A 13,544-nucleotide genomic window follows, 5' to 3' on the forward strand; every position below is an offset into this window, starting at 1 on the left:
TCCTAAGACTGGCCCTGTGTGATGGACTTCACTAGTACCTGTCCGGGGGACGTGTCCGAAGGTCCCGGGATGGTAGTGCCCGGAAGGGAGGCCGCAGCGCTTCCGTAGGCGACCGCGAGGGTCAGGCGCTCGGCCGGCGAGCCGCCGCGTACGTCGCCCAGCAGGTAGCCGAACAGGCTCGAGTCTCCGGCGCCCACCGTGCTGACCACCTGGATCGGCGGGGGCGTCGCGTGCCACGCGCCATCGGCGGTGACCAGGCAGGCGCCCGCGCCACCCAAGGTGACCAGGACGGCGCCCACTCCCTTGTCGACGAGCTGGCGCGCCGCAGCGGCAGCCAAGGCCGGGTCGGCCTCGTAGGCGTCCTCGTCGCCGCCCACGAACGACGCGAGCTCGGACCCGTTGGGCTTCATCAGGTCGGGAGCGGCTGACGGGAGCGCAGCCACGAGGGCGGACAACGGTCCTTCGCTGGTGTCGACCGCGACCTGCGCCTGGGTGCTGCGCAGGGCCTGCACGAGCTCGGCGTACCACGCATCGGGGGCGCCGGGTGGCAGCGATCCGGCCAGCACGACCCAGGTCGCACTGGCCGCCCGGTCGAGCAGCGCGGCTGCGAGGTCGTCGAGGTGTGCGGAGGTCACGGTGGCGCCGGGGCTGTTGAGCTTGGTGGTGGTGCCGTCGGGCTCGGTGATCGCCAGATTGATGCGTACGTCGCCGGCTGGCGGCGCGGGGTAGCAGCGGATGCCTGCCGACTCGAGCTCGGTGACGAACGGGTCCTCGGGTCGGGCCGGGAAGACTGCCTCGGTCTCGAGACCTGCTGACATCGCGGCGCGCGAGATGTTCACCCCCTTGCCGCCGGCCTGGATGGTCACCGACAGGAGCCGCTGGACGGCGCCGCGCACGAGTGGGCCGGCGAGGGTGACGGTGCGGTCGTTGCTCGGGTTGGGGGTGAGCGTGACGATCTTGCCCGCCTGCCGGTCGCTCATACGGTGATCACCTCGACACCGACGCGTTCGATGGCCCTGCGGTCATGGGTTGCGATCTCCTTGTCGGTGACGAGAGTGTCGACACTGGACAGCTCGGCGAACTTGATGGTGCGCTCGACGCCGACCTTGCTCGAGTCGGCGAGCACGACCACCCTGCGCGATCGTTCGACGATCGCGCGCTTGACCGCGGCTTCGGTGCGGTCGGGAGTGGACAGGCCGTGCTCGACGGTGAGGCCGTTGGTCCCCACGAAGGCCAGGTCGGCCCGGATCGAGTCGAGCGCCTCGACGGTCTCGGGCCCGACGGCGGCGTGGGTGTGGCGACGGACCCTGCCGGGCAGCAGGTGCAGCTCGATCTGCGGTGAGCCGGCCAGCTGGGCCGCGATCGGCACGGCATGGGTGACGACCGTCATCCGCAGGTTGGTGGGCAGCATCCGGCTCAACCGCACCGTCGTGCTGCCGGCGTCGAGGATGACCGTGGAGTCGGCTCGCGGCAGCAGTTCGACAGCGGCCGCCGCGATGCGTTGCTTCTGCTCGATGCGCGCGACGTCGCGGTCGGGGAGCCCGGCCTCGATCAGGGTGAGTGCGTCCGCTGGGATGGCGCCTCCGTGCACGCGACGGATGAGGTTGCGGTCCTCGAGGACGGACAGGTCGCGACGCACGGTCTCGGTCGTGACGGCGTACTCCTGGGCGAGCTCCACGACCGAGATCCGGCCGCGTTCGCGGACGAGTTGGGTCATCGCCTGCTGGCGCTCCGCTGCATACACGGGCTCCTCCGGATGGGATGACCGGCGACGACGTCGGCGATATGTGGGATTTGATCTGTGTTTATGTTGTTCTACGCCCGAATATGTTGACTGTCAAGGAGGCGCGGAGTTGAATGCGGTCATGACCCAACTTTCGGGCACCCCCGTCGTCCCGGGTGTCGCACACGCTCCCGCGCTCCGAGTCCGCGGGGAGGTCGACCCGGAGGCCATCGCGAGGTTCGGCGACGGCGGGTTCGCCGATCCCGACGCCGCGCTCGAAGCCTACGACGTGGCGGTGCAGACGGTCGCCGACCGGTTCGCCGCCAAGGCTGCCAGGGCCAGCGGTGCGGCCGCCGAGGTGCTGACCGCGAGCGCCGGTCTGGCCCGTGACAAGGGCCTGCGGGGTGCGGTGAGGAAGAACCTCGCCGCCGGCACACCGATCGTCGGCTCGGTCCACGCCGCGGTCGAGCAGTTCGTCGCCGTCTTCACCAGCATGGGTGGGCTGATGGCCGAGCGGGCGACCGACCTGCGCGACATCGAGCGCCGCGTCGTCGCACACCTGGTCGGCGAGCCGGAGCCCGGCGTCTCGCTGCCCGACACCCCGGTCGTGCTGGTCGCCGAGGACCTCGCGCCGGCGGACACCGCGGGCCTCGACCCGCAGATCGTGCACGCGCTGGTCACCGAGAAGGGCGGCCCGACCAGCCACACCGCGATCATCGCCCGCCAGCTCGCCATCCCGTGCGTGGTCGGCACCCCTGGCGCACTCGACATCGCCAACGGGACGCGGCTGCTCGTCGACGGCACCGCCGGCACCATCGAGACCGAGCCCGACCCCGACGAGGCCGACCGGCGCGTGGCCTCCGACCGCGAGCAGCGGGCGGCCCTGGCGTCCTGGGAGGGTCCCGGTCGCACCAAGGACGGCGCCCCCGTCAAGCTGCTCGCCAACGTCGCCGACGGTGCGTCCGCCGAGAAGGCAGTCAAGCAGCCCATCGAGGGCGTGGGCCTGTTCCGCACCGAGCTGTGCTTCCTGGACCGGCAAGACGAGCCGTCGGTCGAGGAGCAGGCCGAGATCTACGCCAAGGTGCTCGCGCCGTTCGGCGAGGGTCAGTACGTCGTCGTGCGCACGCTCGACGCCGGCTCCGACAAGCCGGTCGCGTTCGCCACCATGGAGGGCGAGGAGAACCCTGCGCTCGGCGTGCGGGGCCTGCGGCTGTCGTGGGGGAACCCCGCGCTGCTCGACCACCAGCTCGACGGCATCGCTGAGGCAGCCAGGCGCACGGGCACGGAGACGTGGGTGATGGCGCCGATGGTCGCCACCGTCGCCGAGGCCAAGGACTTCGCCGACCAGGTCAGGTCCCGCGGGCTCAAGGCGGGAGTGATGGTCGAGGTACCTTCCGCTGCCCTGCTCGCCCACCGGTTCCTGGAGGTCGTCGACTTCCTCTCGATCGGCACCAACGACCTCACCCAGTACGCCATGGCCGCCGACCGGATGGCTGCCGACCTGGCTCACCTCACCGACCCCTGGCAGCCGGCCGTGCTGCACCTGATCGCGATCACGGCCGAGGCAGGCAAGCAGGTCGGCAAGTCCGTGGGCGTGTGCGGCGAGGCCGCGGCCGACCCGCTGCTGGCTTGTGCCCTGGTCGGCATGGGCGTGACCTCGCTGTCGATGGCAGCGGCCGCGGTCAAGGGCGTCGGCGCGCGGCTGGCCACGGTGACCACGGTCCAGTGCCGGGCGATGGCCGAGGCCGCTCTCGCCGCGAGCGACCCGGCTGCGGGCCGCGCCGCCGTGCTCGCCCTCGCGGAGGCGGAGAGCTAGGCCAGGTCGATCCGGTAGCTCTGCTCGGTGGTGGCGTAGCCGGCCGTCTCGTAGAGAGCGCGGGCGCCGTCGTTGTGTCCGAACACGTTGAGGCCGACCGCCTCGGCACCGAGCCGCCCGGCTGCCAGCGCACCGGCGTCGAGGATCTCGCGTCCGTAGCCGAGCCGCCGCTGGTCGGTCCGGACCTCGATGTCGTAGATGAACGCGGCGTCGCCACCGGCGAAGATCCAGAGGATCCCGACCGGGACGTGACCGTCGTACGCCGTCCACAGATGGTGCCCGGGCGAGTCGCGGCCAGCGGGTAACAGGTGCGCGGTCTGGGTCGCGGCGGACTCCAGTGCGGACTCGAGGTCCAAGAAGGCGCCGGAGTCGAAGAGGTCTTGCGCGTAGGCCTCGACGGCCGTCGCGCGGTAGGCCGCGAACTCGGTCTCGGTCATCGGCCGCAGCTCGACACGCAAGGGGTTCTCGACGGGGGTGGCGAGGTCGAGCTGCATCTGGGTGCTCTGGAGCTCGGCCTGGGTCGAGGCGATCGCCGCTGCCGCCACCTCGTCTCCTGCAGGCAGGTCGAGAGCCAGCAGCTCGAGCTCCTGGCCGGCCAGCTCGGCCATGATGGCGACGAGGGCCTCGTGTGCATGCTCGACGGGCACGTCGAGGTCTGCCAGATAGGCGCGGCGGTCGCGGGCGTGCGTCCAGGCGGTCCCGAGGTCGGTCATCAGGTCGCGTAGGGCCCACGCCTGGGTGCGTGCGCTCTCGTCGTCGGTCGTGTTGGCGTAGATGCGCTCGGCTGCCCGCGCCGCCAGCGACGGATGCATGCCCGCGGCAAGTCGCCGCTCGAGGATGCGCCGCTCGATCATGGCGCGGACCGCCGCGCGCTGGTCGGCGGCCAGCTCCACCGCGGAGATCACGCCGGTGTCACCGTGACGGGTACGCCGCTGAGTGCTGCGTTGCCCGAGAGGTCGAGCAGGTCGGGGTCGGTGAGGTCGTTGATCGAGACGCCGGGCAGCTTGCTCGCCCGGGCCAGCCGCACGCCGTCGACCTGGTGACCGTAGCCGTGGGGCAGCGAGACCACGCCGCGCATCATGTCGTCGGTGGCCTGCACGTCGACCGTCACTGCCCCGACCCGCGAGGTCACCGTGACCTGGTCGCCGTCGGCGATCCCGCGCTCGGCCAGGTCGTCGGGGTGCATCAGCAGCTGGTGACGCGGCCGCCCGCGGTTGACCCGCTCGATGTTGTGGAACCACGCGTTGTTGTCCTGCTTGTGCCGGCGGCCGATCAGGACCAGGCCGTCTGGCGAGTCGCGCAGCCGGTCGTCGACCCACGCCTGGAGTCGCGGCAGGTCGGCGACGACGATGTCCGGGGCCAGGTCGATGCGGTGGTCGCTGGTCTGGAGGCGCTCGGGCATGGTGGGCCGCAACGGTCCGAGGTCGACGCCCTCGGGGTGTCGCAGCAGGTCCTTGAACGACACGACGCCGTTGGTGCGCAGCAGCCCGGCGATGATCCGCCGCGGGCTCGGCGTGAGCCGGGCACGCTGCTTGAGCCGGGTCCGCAACCGCGGCCGGTCGACCAGTCGTCGCTGGAAGCGCAGCGCCAGCTCTCGGTAGATCTCCCAGTCGTGCAGGGCGCCGGCGGGCTTCGGAAGAGGGGCCGGCGTCCAGCGCGCGGTGTTGCGGACCGCCAGGCCGTGGAAGACGATGTCGTAGTGGTCGCGCTCGAGCGCGGTCGTCGGCGGCAGGATCACATCGGCGTGGCGGGTCGTCTCGTTGAGGTAGATGTCGATGGCCGCCATGAAGTCGAGCCCGTCGAAGGCATCGCCGAGGCGCTTGCCGTCTGGCGTCGAGAGGACCGGGTTCCCGGCGATGGTCAGCATCGCCTTGATCTGCCCGGGACCCGAGGTCTCGATCTCCTCGCTCATCACCGCTGCCGGCAGCTCCCCGGCGTACTCGGGGATGTTGCGCACGCGACTGCGGTAGAGGTCGTAGTGACCGGTGCCGACGAACCGTCGGGCCACGAAGTCGATCGCCGGCTCGGTGAACAGCACGCCGCCCGGCTGGTCGAAGTTGCCGGCCAGGATGTTGAGGCACTGGATGCCCCACTGGGCAAGGGAGCCGAAGCCTGTGGTCGACACGCCGATACGACCGTAGGCAGCCCCGCCGTCGGCGGCCGCGAGCTCGCGGGTCAGGCGGCGTACGTCGTCGGCAGCGATGCCGCTGACCTGCTCGGCGACCTCGGGCGTGAACGGATCGACCAGCTCGCGCACCCGCTCGACGCGGTCGACGTAGGGAGCAGGGCGGGTGAGCCCCTCCTCGAACAGGGTGCGCACCATCGCCAGCACGACCACCGCGTCGGACCCGGGCCGGACGAACAGGTGCTCGTCAGCGACCTTGGCGGTCTCGGTGCGCCGCGGGTCGACGACCACCATCCGCCCGCCTCTGGCGTTCAGCGCGCGCAGCCGGTTGGGGAAGTCGGGCACGGTCATCAGCGATCCGTTGGAGGCCATCGGGTTGGCGCCGAAGACGAGGAAGTAGGACGTGCGGTCGAGGTCGGGGATCGGGAGGAGCAGCTGGTGGCCATAGAGCTGCCAGGCGACCAGCTGGTGGGGGATCTGGTCGACCGAGGACGCGCTGAAGCGGTTGCGGGTGCGCAGCATCTTGACCATCGCGATGCCGTGGGTGGCCGAGCCCAGAGAGTGGGCGTTGGGGTTGCCGAGGTAGACGCCGACCGCGTCCCTGCCGTGCTCGTTGACCGCTCTTGCCAGACCGTCAGCGACGAGGTCGAGGGCCTCGTCCCAGCCGATCTCCACCCACTCGGCGTCGGCCCCGGTGCCGATGCGACGCACCGGACTGCGGAGCCGATCGGGGTCGGCGTGGACGTCGCCCAGGGACACGCCCTTGGGGCAGATGTAGCCGCGCGACAGCGGGTCCTCGGGGTTGCCGCGGATGGTGGTCACCACGCCCCGCTCGATGGTCAGCTCGAGGCCGCAGATGGCCTCGCAGAGGTTGCACACACCCAGCCTGGTCGGCACGCCGTCATCCTTGCACGGGCGGCCGACAGGCTCACTTCCCTCGCGGGGCACGAGGTCTTCGTAGGCTGTGCGCGTGATCGATGAGCTCGTCCTCGACTCCGTCGACCAGCGCGTGCTTGGTGCCCTCCTGGAGAAGCAGACGACGGTGCCGGCGAGCTACCCGATGACGCTCAACGCGTTGCGCACCGCCTGCAACCAGACCAGTAGCCGCGACCCGGTGACCGACTACGACGAGCCGTTGCTCCTCGAGCGGATGAAGAGCCTCAAGGAGCGTGGCCTGGTGCGCATCGTGTGGGCCGACCGGGGACCGCGCACGCTGAAGTACCACCAGCTGCTCGACGAGCGGCTCTCCTTGCAGCCCGACGAGCGCGCGCTCGTCACCGTCCTGCTCCTGCGCGGCCCGCAGGCGCCCGGCGAGCTCAAGACGCGCACCGACCGTCTGCACGCGTTCGCCGACCGCGAGGAGGTCGAGGCGGTGCTGCGCCGGATGGCACAGCTGCCCACCCCGCTGGTGCGCGAGCTCGAGCGCCGGCCCGGCCAGCACGACAGGCGATGGGTCCACCTGCTCGGTCCCGTCGCGGTCGACCAGCCGGTTGCCGCTGCCACGCCAGGCGTCGACCGCGAGAGCGTGCTTGCCGCTGGACCTGCCGCACGTGACGCGAAGGTGGTGGCGGCCTATGACGCCGTCGCCTCGTCGTACGCCGACCAGCTGGGCGACGAGCTGGAGCGCAAGCCCTTCGACCGGTGGCTGCTGGATCGCGTGGCCGGGCTGGCAGGTCCGTTGCCGGTCATCGACGTCGGCACCGGACCGGGCCACGTCGCCGCCTACCTGGCCCGTGCCGGTGCGCAGGTAACCGGCCTGGACCTCTCCCCGGCGATGGTCGACCAGGCCCGCGGCCGCTTTCCAGACGTGACGTTCTCGACGGGGAGCTTCAGCAACCTGCTACGCCCGCCGGCTGCAGCCGGATGGGGCGCGATCACGGCGTGGTACGCCCTCGTGCACCTCGCCGACTCTGAGCTGTCGCCCTCGGTCGCCTCCCTCGCCCGCGTGCTCGCTCCGGGAGGCTGGCTGGCGCTGGCGCTCCACAGGGGCGAAGCGGTGCACCACACGAGCGAGCTGCTCGGCCACGAGGTCGACCTCGACTTCGTCCTCCACGACCTCGACGACGTGCTCGCGGCGGTGCGCGGTGCCGGGCTCGTCGACGTCGAGTGGTACCTGCGTGGTCCCTACACCGGGGCCGAGGTCGAGACCGAGCGTCTCTACGTGCTGGCCAGACGCCCCTAGAGCCGCAGCTGCATCTCCAGCAGTCGTTCCACCGGGCGGAAGCCGAGCGGGTCGACGTCGGCGAGGGTGAGAGCCATGCGGGCACCGTAGGGAGGGCTGTGGTTGCCCGCATCAGGATTTCGAGCCGGAGGGGTCGCGTTGATAGCCTTCAGCGTTGTCCCCAGCAGCAACTGTCTGGGGGACGCATGCCGTGCAACGGCCGCGGAATCCAGTGCCCGGGTGAACAGGCCCCGGCGCGCCGCGCAACGACCAACCGGAAGGAGCCCGCATGTCGATCGGAACCGACGCGGAGACCAAGAAGAAGATCATCGCCCAGTACGCCACGACCGAGGGCGACACCGGATCGCCTGAGGTGCAGATCGCCCTGCTGAGCCACCGCATCGCTCACCTGACCGACCACCTCAAGCAACACAAGCACGACCACCACAGCCGCCGCGGACTCCTGCTCCTCGTGGGCCAGCGTCGTCGGTTGCTCAACTACCTGCAGAAGACTGAGATCGAGCGCTACCGCTCGATCGTCGAGCGTCTCGGCCTGCGCCGCTGACGTCCTGAAGGGCCCGTTCCGCGGGCCCTTCGCTACATTTCAACTGAAAACTCATCAACAGGAGCGATCCGCGAGGCAGCCTCCGGTCCTCGGTAGTGGTCTTCAGAACCCGCACCTTCGTGCGCGCGCTCTGCGGATCTCGATCGAAGACCGGCTCTCACAAGACGCGGGTCATGTCGCGGGATCGCTCCGCGCACAGATAGGAGAGCCTTTCGTGGCTCAGACTCATAGCGAACCCGTCATCAGTGCCGTCGAAACCGTCATCGACAACGGCAAGTTCGGCACCCGCACCATCAAGTTCGAGACCGGCCTGCTGGCCCGCCAGGCGGCCGGTTCGGTCACGGCCTACCTCGACGACGAGACGATGCTCCTGTCGGCCACCACGGCCGGCAAGACGCCCAAGGACCAGTTCGACTTCTTCCCCCTCACGATCGACGTCGAGGAGCGGATGTACGCCGTGGGTCAGATCCCCGGCTCCTTCTTCCGCAGCGAGGGTCGTCCCGGTGAGGACGCGATCCTCACCTGTCGCCTGATCGACCGCCCGCTGCGCCCGACGTTCAAGAAGGGCCTGCGCAACGAGGTCCAGGTCGTCATCACCGTGTTGTCGCTCGACCCCGCGATGCCCTACGACGTGCTGGCGATCAACGCCGCCTCGATGTCCACCCAGCTGTCCGGACTGCCGTTCAGCGGTCCGGTCGGCGGCGTGCGCGTGGCGCTCATCGACGGCCAGTGGGTGGCCTTCCCCTCCCACGGCCAGCTCGAGGACGCCGTGTTCGACATGGTCGTCGCGGGCCGCGTCACCGAGACCGGTGACGTCGCGATCATGATGGTCGAGGCCGAGGCCACCGAGCAGACCTGGAACCTCGTGCAGTCCGGTGCCCAGGCGCCGACCGAGGAGATCGTCGCCGGTGGGCTCGACGCCGCCAAGCCGTTCATCAAGCAGCTGTGCGAGGCGCAGTCGCAGCTGGCCGCCGAGGCCGCCAAGCCGGTCATGGAGTTCCCGATCTTCCTCGACTACGAGGACGACGTCTACGCCGCCGTCGAGGCCGCAGCCAAGGCTGACACCGCCGCTGCCCTCCAGATCGCCGGCAAGCAGGACCGCGAGGACCGCCTCGACGAGATCAAGGCCGTCGTGCTCGAGAAGGTCGCCCCTGAGTTCGAGGGTCGCGAGAAGGAGATCGGCGCGGCGTTCCGCTCGCTCAACAAGTCGCTGGTCCGCGAGCGAGTGTTGCGCGACAAGATCCGCATCGACGGCCGCGGCCTGGCCGACATCCGTCCGCTGCACGCCGAGGTCGCGGTGATCCCGCGGGTCCACGGCTCTGCGTTGTTCGAGCGCGGCGAGACCCAGATCCTGGGCGTCACCACGCTGAACATGCTGACCCTCGAGCAGAAGCTCGACACGCTCTCGCCCGAGAAGACGCGCCGCTACATGCACAAGTACGTCTTCCCGCCGTTCTCCACCGGCGAGACCGGTCGCGTCGGCTCGCCCAAGCGTCGCGAGGTCGGCCACGGCGCGCTCGCGCGCCGGGCGCTGCTCCCCGTGCTCCCCACGCGTGAGGAGTTCCCCTACGCGATCCGTCAGCTCTCCGAGGCGATGGGCTCCAACGGCTCCACCTCGATGGGCTCGGTCTGCGCCTCGACGCTGTCGCTGCTGCAGGCCGGCGTACCCCTGAAGGCTCCTGTCGCGGGCATCGCGATGGGCCTGATCTCCGGCGAGGTCGACGGCCAGACATCCTACGTCGCGCTGACCGACATCCTCGGTGCCGAGGACGCCTACGGCGACATGGACTTCAAGGTCGCCGGCACCCGGGAGTTCGTGACCGCGCTCCAGCTCGACACCAAGCTCGACGGCATCCCCGCCGAGGTGCTGGCGTCCGCGCTGACGCAGGCCCGCGGCGCCCGCCTGGCGATCCTCGACGTGATGGCCGAGGCCATCGACGCTCCCGAGGAGATGTCGGTCTACGCCCCGCGGATCATCACCATCAAGATCCCCGTGGACAAGATCGGCGAGGTGATCGGTCCCAAGGGCAAGATCATCAACCAGATCCAGGACGACACCGGCGCTCAGCTGACGATCGAGGACGACGGCACCATCTACATCGGTGCCACCAACGGCGAGGCGGCCGAGGCGGCCAAGAACGCCGTCAACGCGATCGCCAACCCGACGATGCCCGAGATCGGCGAGCGCTACCTCGGCACGATCGTGAAGACGACCAACTTCGGTGCGTTCGTCTCGCTGATGCCGGGCAAGGACGGCCTGCTCCACATCACCAAGCTGCGCGCTCTGGTCGGTGGCAAGCGGGTCGACAACGTCGAGGACGTCGTGTCCGTCGGTCAGAAGATCCAGGTCCAGATCGCCGAGATCGACGACCGCGGCAAGCTGTCGCTCATCCCGGTCGTCGATGAGGCCGCGGCCGACGCCACCACAGAGCCCTCCGTCGACGCGGAGCAGCCGGTGGCCACGCCGAGCCCGGCCGCCGACGAGGAGTGACCCGCAACCGGACGGCTCGCGAGGGTGCGGGCACCACCCGCACCCTCAAGACCGTGCGTGACGGCGCCGGACAGGTGACCTCGCTCGTCCGGCGTACTGTCCTGCCCGGCGGCCTGCGGGTCATCACCGAGCAGGTCGCCGGCGCGCGGTCGGCCAGCATCGGTGTGTGGGTCGACGTCGGCTCGCGAGACGAGACGCCGGCCCTCCACGGCTGCTCGCACTTCCTTGAGCACCTGCTGTTCAAGGGCACGGCCGAGCGCACGGCCCTCGACATCTCGGTGGCCCTCGACGCGGTGGGCGGCGAGTTCAACGCCTTCACCGCCAAGGAGTACACCTGTTTCCATGCGCGGGTCCTCGACGAGGACCTGCCGCTCGCCATCGACGTGCTCGGCGACATGATCACCTCCTCGAGGATCAGCGCCGAGGACGTCGACGCCGAGCGCGACGTGATCCTCGACGAGATCGCGATGCACGATGACGACCCCGACGACGTGGTGCACAACCTGTTCGCCCACCAGGCCTTCGGCGACACCCCCCTGGGTCGGCCCATCGCCGGCACCGAGGAGTCGATCGCAGCGATGACGCGCGACCAGGTGTGGCGGTTCTACAAGCGCCACTACACCGCGCCCCACATGGTCGTGTCGATCGCGGGCAACCTCGACCACGCGACCTGCGTACGCCGGATCCGGCAGGCCTTCTCCCGCAACGGGTTCCTCGACGATGCCACCGCCTCGCCCGCCCCGGCGCGCACGGGTAGGCCGCGTCGCGGGGTGTCGGGCCGGGCCTCGGCCAAGCGGCCCTTCGAGCAGGTCAACCTGGTGCTCGGCGTCAACGGTCTTCCGCGCGGTGACATGCGTCGCTATGCCCTCGGCGTCCTCAACACCGCTCTGGGTGGCGGGACCTCATCGCGGCTGTTCCAGGAGGTGCGCGAGAAGCGCGGCCTGGCCTACTCGGTGTTCTCCTTCGCCTCCCACCACGCCGATGCCGGTCTCGTGGGCGTCTCGGTCGGCTGCCTGCCGGCGAAGCTCGACGAGGTGCTGTCCGTCGTACGCTCCGAGCTCGCCAAGGTAGCCGCCGACGGCCTCACCGACGAGGAGCTCCAACGCGGCAAGGGTCAGCTGCGCGGCGGCCTGGTCCTCGGCCTTGAGGACTCCGGCTCCCGGATGTCGCGCCTGGGCAAGGGCGAGCTGGTCGACGATGAGCTGCTCTCCATCGACGAGGTCATCGCCCGCATCGATGCCGTCACCCTCGACGACGTCCGCACCCTCGCCAAGGACCTGTTCTCCCAGCCCGAGATCCTCGCCCTCGTCGCCCCCTAGCGCACCGCCCGCTTGTAACGCGGGGTTATCAGCACTTCCCAAGCGTCGCGTGGCGGGGGAGGGACGGATAACCGCGCGTTACAAGCCGGCGGTGCGGTGTTGCGGTGTCCGGCGATGTTGCGTGCGGCACCCGCCATCCGTGCACAGGCAGCAGTCGAGCAACCTACGTCCACAGATCGTCGGCTCGGGACCGTGGGCGAGGACGGCGTCGACCAGCCTGGGCGGCATGCTTCGCTACAACGGGCATCCCGACGTCACGCGCACGATCGAGGCGCAAGGTGGGCTCATCACCCGCCGACAGGCGCTGGACACCGGCATGTCCGGACCCCACGTGGACGGCCTGCGTGCGACCGGCCGTTGGGTGGTTGTCCGTCGAGGCGTCTACATGCCGGCCGAACGATGGGAGGCGCTCGACGAGTACGTCGGTCAGCCCCGCGCCAGAGGTCGTGCTGCCCACCTGACGATGCGAGCTGCCCACGTGGTGAGCCATGAGACTGCTGCTCGCGAGCTCGGGCTGGCCATCCTGACTCCCAAGAACGAGGTGATCCACGTGACTCGGCGGGGAGTTGGAGGCGGCAGGCTCGAGCACGGGGTCAAGCACCATCTCGCGCCGTACCAGACCGACCAGGTGGTCCTGGTCGACGGCATTCCTGTCCTGGACGCAGCGCGAACGGTGGCGGACATCTGCCGAGAGCACGGCTACGTGCACGGGCTGGTCGCCTGCGATGCGGCGCGACAGCTGGGCGTGAGTCTCACGGCCTTGTGGCGGGCAACGGCGCCGATGAGGTGCTGGCCCGAGGTGACTGTGGTACGTGCGGTGATCCAAGACTCAGACCCTGGCGCCGAGAGCGTCGCGGAGACCCTGGGGCGCATCCTGCTGCGGGAGGTCGGGCTGGGCCCGGTGGAGACTCAGTTCGAGATCGCCGACGGCTCGCACAGCGCACGGGTCGACATGCGCGTGGGCAGACACCTCGTCGAATGTGACGGTCGCACGAAGTACATGCCGGTGGAGCGGGGCGGCCTGGCGGTGGTCGATCCCGACCGCGTCTTGTGGGAGGAGAAGCGACGGGAGGACTGGCTGCGCGGCTACCGTCTGGGCATGTCCCGCTTGGTGTGGGCCGACTTCTGGGGGCCTCGCCGGGCGCTGGCCAAGGAGCGCATCCTTCGTGAGTACGCAGCTACGTGCGCGGCGTACGGCACGGACATCTCCGACCTTTCGCACCTGGTCGTTCGGGGGTCGGCCTGAGAGGTGGTGGATATGTAACGCGGGGTTATCCGCGCTTCCCAAGCGCCGCGTGGCGTGGGAGGGACGAATAACCCCGCGTTACATGCCCCAGCCCCGGG

General features: G+C 70.1%; 10 protein-coding genes. 6 read left to right on the top strand and 4 right to left on the bottom strand.

What is annotated here, in order from left to right; genetic code table 11:
• Window positions 1-2 precede the first annotated feature (2 nt).
• Both ISU10_RS14390 and ISU10_RS14395 read right to left on the bottom strand, forming a co-directional pair.
• Window positions 3-980, bottom strand: coding sequence for a 1-phosphofructokinase family hexose kinase (locus tag ISU10_RS14390; protein ID WP_194697103.1), 978 nt, complete (start codon window positions 978-980; stop codon window positions 3-5).
• A complete protein-coding gene (locus ISU10_RS14395) occupies window positions 977-1,717 on the bottom strand; it encodes a DeoR/GlpR family DNA-binding transcription regulator (protein WP_228500917.1) in 741 nt (246 codons plus the stop codon). The genes ISU10_RS14390 and ISU10_RS14395 overlap by 4 nt, the downstream gene beginning before the upstream one ends.
• A 148-nt stretch (window positions 1,718-1,865) precedes the next feature.
• Here ISU10_RS14395 and ptsP point away from each other — a divergent pair, with 148 nt between their 5' ends.
• On the top strand, window positions 1,866-3,539 hold the full coding sequence (ptsP, locus tag ISU10_RS14400; protein WP_194697105.1) for a phosphoenolpyruvate--protein phosphotransferase: 1,674 nt from the start codon (window positions 1,866-1,868) through the stop codon (window positions 3,537-3,539).
• Here ptsP and ISU10_RS23865 read toward each other — a convergent pair.
• Both ISU10_RS23865 and ISU10_RS14410 read right to left on the bottom strand, forming a co-directional pair.
• Complete coding sequence (locus ISU10_RS23865) at window positions 3,536-4,444, bottom strand: GNAT family N-acetyltransferase (RefSeq protein WP_194697106.1); 909 nt, start codon at window positions 4,442-4,444, stop codon at window positions 3,536-3,538. The genes ptsP and ISU10_RS23865 overlap by 4 nt on opposite strands.
• Window positions 4,441-6,561, bottom strand: a complete 2,121-nt coding sequence (locus ISU10_RS14410) for a molybdopterin-dependent oxidoreductase (protein WP_194697107.1) — start codon at window positions 6,559-6,561, stop codon at window positions 4,441-4,443. Before ISU10_RS14410 ends, ISU10_RS23865 begins: the two co-directional genes overlap by 4 nt.
• Window positions 6,562-6,634: 73 nt before the next feature.
• Here ISU10_RS14410 and ISU10_RS24160 point away from each other — a divergent pair, with 73 nt between their 5' ends.
• From ISU10_RS24160 to ISU10_RS14435, 5 genes are all read left to right on the top strand, one after another.
• Entirely contained in the window at window positions 6,635-7,846 is a 1,212-nt protein-coding gene (locus tag ISU10_RS24160) for a DUF480 domain-containing protein (protein WP_370865397.1), read from the top strand.
• Between the two features lie 268 nt (window positions 7,847-8,114).
• The gene (rpsO, locus tag ISU10_RS14420) at window positions 8,115-8,390 is read left to right on the top strand and encodes a 30S ribosomal protein S15 (protein ID WP_194697108.1); all 276 of its coding nucleotides are present in this window, start codon (window positions 8,115-8,117) and stop codon (window positions 8,388-8,390) included.
• Between the two features lie 214 nt (window positions 8,391-8,604).
• Window positions 8,605-10,881 (top strand): polyribonucleotide nucleotidyltransferase, encoded by a 2,277-nt coding sequence (locus ISU10_RS14425; RefSeq protein WP_194697109.1) that lies wholly within the window; start codon window positions 8,605-8,607, stop codon window positions 10,879-10,881.
• Window positions 10,878-12,200, top strand: coding sequence for a M16 family metallopeptidase (locus ISU10_RS14430; RefSeq protein ID WP_194697110.1), 1,323 nt, complete (start codon window positions 10,878-10,880; stop codon window positions 12,198-12,200). The genes ISU10_RS14425 and ISU10_RS14430 overlap by 4 nt, the downstream gene beginning before the upstream one ends.
• A 226-nt stretch (window positions 12,201-12,426) precedes the next feature.
• The gene (locus ISU10_RS14435; RefSeq protein ID WP_194697111.1) at window positions 12,427-13,446 is read left to right on the top strand and encodes a type IV toxin-antitoxin system AbiEi family antitoxin domain-containing protein; all 1,020 of its coding nucleotides are present in this window, start codon (window positions 12,427-12,429) and stop codon (window positions 13,444-13,446) included.
• Window positions 13,447-13,544: the final 98 nt, after the last annotated feature.

Origin of the sequence: Nocardioides agariphilus (assembly GCF_015352445.1) — a bacterium.
GTDB lineage: Bacteria > Actinomycetota > Actinomycetes > Propionibacteriales > Nocardioidaceae > Nocardioides > Nocardioides agariphilus.

Excerpts from the sequence above, each read along its gene's own strand:
- ISU10_RS14390 (WP_194697103.1), bottom strand. The coding sequence starts at position 980 with ATGAGCGACCGGCAGGCGGGCAAGATCGTCACGCTCACCCCCAACCCG.
- rpsO (WP_194697108.1), top strand. The coding sequence starts at position 8,115 with ATGTCGATCGGAACCGACGCGGAGACCAAGAAGAAGATCATCGCCCAG.
- ISU10_RS14435 (WP_194697111.1), top strand. The coding sequence starts at position 12,427 with ATGCTTCGCTACAACGGGCATCCCGACGTCACGCGCACGATCGAGGCG.
- ptsP (WP_194697105.1), top strand. The coding sequence starts at position 1,866 with ATGACCCAACTTTCGGGCACCCCCGTCGTCCCGGGTGTCGCACACGCT.
- ISU10_RS14395 (WP_228500917.1), bottom strand. The coding sequence starts at position 1,717 with ATGACCCAACTCGTCCGCGAACGCGGCCGGATCTCGGTCGTGGAGCTC.